We start from the raw sequence: 2,702 nt of genomic DNA, 5'->3' as shown, positions 1-2,702 counted from the left end.
CGCCGAGCTGGGCGCGTTGGGCGCCGAGGTCACCTGGGCGGCGTGCGACGCGGCCGACCGGGACGCGCTCGCCGTCCTCCTGGCGGACATCCCCGCCGACCACCCCCTCACCGCCGTGATCCACGCGGCGGGCGTCCTGGACGACGGGATCATCGAATCCCTCACCCCGGAGCGTGTCGAGCGGGTGCTGCGGCCCAAGGTGGACGCGGCGTGGAACCTCCACGAGCTGACCGGCGACAGCGACCTCTCCGCGTTCGTCCTGTTCTCCTCGGCGGCCGGCGTCTTCGGCAACCCGGGGCAGGGCAACTACGCGGCGGCCAACACCTTCCTGGACGCCCTCGCCCAGCACCGCCGCGCCCAGGGCCTGCCCGCCACCTCCCTGGCCTTCGGCCTGTGGGAGGACGACGGCGGCATGGCCGCGACCCTCGCCGACGCCGACCGGCAGCGGATGAGCCGCGGCAGCATGGGCGCGCTGAGCAACGCCGAGGGCCTGGCCCTGTTCGACGTGTCCGGGCTCGCCGGACACGCGGTGCTGATCCCCGCCGCCCTGGACATCGCCGCCCTGCGCGCCCAGTCCACGGCCGGGGTCGCCCCGCTGCTGCGCGGGCTGATCCGTACCCCCGTACGGCGGGCCGCGGCCGGTGGCGGCGGGGCGGCGGACGAGGCGGCGGGCCTCGCCGAGCGGCTCGCGGGCATGTCCGCGGCCGAACGGGACCGCTTCCTGCTCAACCTGGTCTGCGGCCAGGTGGCCACCGTGCTCGGCTACGGCAGCGCGGCGGCGATCGAACCCGGCGCGGCCTTCAAGGAGCTGGGCTTCGACTCGCTCACCGCCGTCGAACTCCGCAACCGGCTCGGCGCGGCCACCGGACTCCGGCTGCCCGCCACGCTGATCTTCGACTATCCGACCCCCGACGCCCTGACCGACCATCTGCGCGCGGAACTCCCGCACGGGGACGGCGGCGGCCCGTCGGTGTTCGGCGAACTCGACCGCCTGGAAGCCGCCCTGGCGGTGGCCGCCGACGACAGCGTCACCCGCTCCAGGATCACCATGCGCCTCCAGGCGCTCCTGGCGAAGTGGAACGACGCCCAGGAAGCGACCGCGGACGGCGACACCGACGACCACGACCTCGAATCCGCGACCGACGATGAGCTATTCGACCTGCTCGACGACGAACTCGGCTCCTCCTGAACGGGAGCGTTCTGAACACATGAGCACCCCCTCCCTCTTCGCAAGGAGCCGACGCAATGGTGAATAACGAGGACAAGCTCCGGGATTACCTCAAGCGGGCCACCGCCGACCTGCGTCAGGCCCGCCGACAGCTTCGCGAGGTCGAGGAGCGGCACCAGGAGCCGATCGCGATCGTCGCGATGAGCTGCCGCTACCCGGGCGGTGTCCGCACCCCCGAGGAGCTGTGGCGGCTCGTCCTGGGCGGCGAGGACGCGATCTCCGGCTTCCCCACGGACCGCGGCTGGGACATCGAGTCGCTCTATGACGCCGACCCCGACCAGGCGGGCGCCAGCTATGTGAACGAGGGCGGATTCCTTTACGACGCGGGCGGCTTCGACCCCACGCTCTTCGGGATCTCGCCGCGCGAGGCCATGGCGATGGACCCGCAGCAGCGGCTGCTGCTGGAGACGTCCTGGGAGGCGTTCGAGCGGGCCGGGGTCGACCCGACCGGGCTGCGCGGCAGCCGGACCGGCGTCTTCGCGGGCGTGATGTACCACGACTACACCTCGCGGCTCGACTCCGTGCCGGAGGGCGTCGAGGGCTTCCTCGGCACCGGAAGCTCCGGCTCCATCGCCTCGGGCCGGGTGTCGTACACCTTCGGCCTCGAAGGCCCGGCGGTCACCGTCGACACGGCGTGCTCGTCGTCGCTGGTCACCCTGCACATGGCGGTCCAGGCGCTGCGCAGCGGCGAATGCTCGCTCGCGCTCGCGGGCGGTGTCACGGTGATGGCCACCCCGTCGACGTTCACCGAGTTCAGTCGGCAGCGCGGGCTCGCCGCCGACGGCCGCTGCAAGCCGTTCGCCGCCGCCGCGGACGGCACCGGCTGGGGCGAAGGCGTGGGCATGCTGCTGGTCGAGCGGCTGTCGGACGCCCGCAAGAACGGCCATCCGGTGCTGGCGATCGTGCGCGGCAGCGCCATCAACCAGGACGGCGCCTCCAACGGTCTGACCGCGCCCAACGGCCCGTCCCAGCAGCGCGTCATCCACCAGGCGCTCACCAACGGCCGCCTCTCCGCCGCCGATGTCGACGCCGTCGAAGCACACGGCACCGGTACGACGCTGGGCGACCCGATCGAGGCGCAGGCGCTGCTCGCCACCTACGGCCAGGAGCACACCGAGGACCAGCCGCTGCTGCTCGGCTCGATCAAGTCCAACATCGGGCACACCCAGGCCGCGGCCGGAGTCGCCGGAATCATCAAGATGGTCATGGCCATCCGCCATGGCGTCCTGCCCCGGACCCTGCACATCGACGAGCCGACCCCGCATGTCGACTGGTCGGCGGGCGCGGTGTCGCTGCTCGCCGAGACCACCCCCTGGCCGGAGACCGACCACCCGCGCCGGGCCGCCGTGTCCTCCTTCGGCTTCAGCGGCACCAACGCGCACACCATCCTGGAGCAGGCCCCCGCCGAGGAGACCGAGGAGGCCGAGGAAGTCACCGAGCGACCGGCCCCGTCGGCCAAGCGGCTGGACGTGGT

Annotated in this window: 2 protein-coding genes; both read left to right on the top strand. The window is 72.9% G+C overall.

From position 1 onward, the window contains the following. Positions 1 to 1,189: type I polyketide synthase (locus tag KN815_RS47835; protein ID WP_216348030.1), on the top strand; the 1,189-nt coding region annotated here is incomplete at its 5' end. A 56-nt stretch (positions 1,190 to 1,245) separates the two neighbouring features. Beyond that, the coding region (locus KN815_RS47830; RefSeq protein WP_216348029.1) for a type I polyketide synthase at positions 1,246 to 2,702 on the top strand (1,457 nt) is incomplete at its 3' end.

The sequence above is a fragment of the Streptomyces niphimycinicus genome (genome assembly GCF_018883605.1).
Taxonomy (GTDB): Bacteria; Actinomycetota; Actinomycetes; order Streptomycetales; family Streptomycetaceae; genus Streptomyces; species Streptomyces niphimycinicus.
Note: the sequence above shows the minus strand (reverse complement) of the source record. Positions and strands in the feature narration are given on the sequence as shown.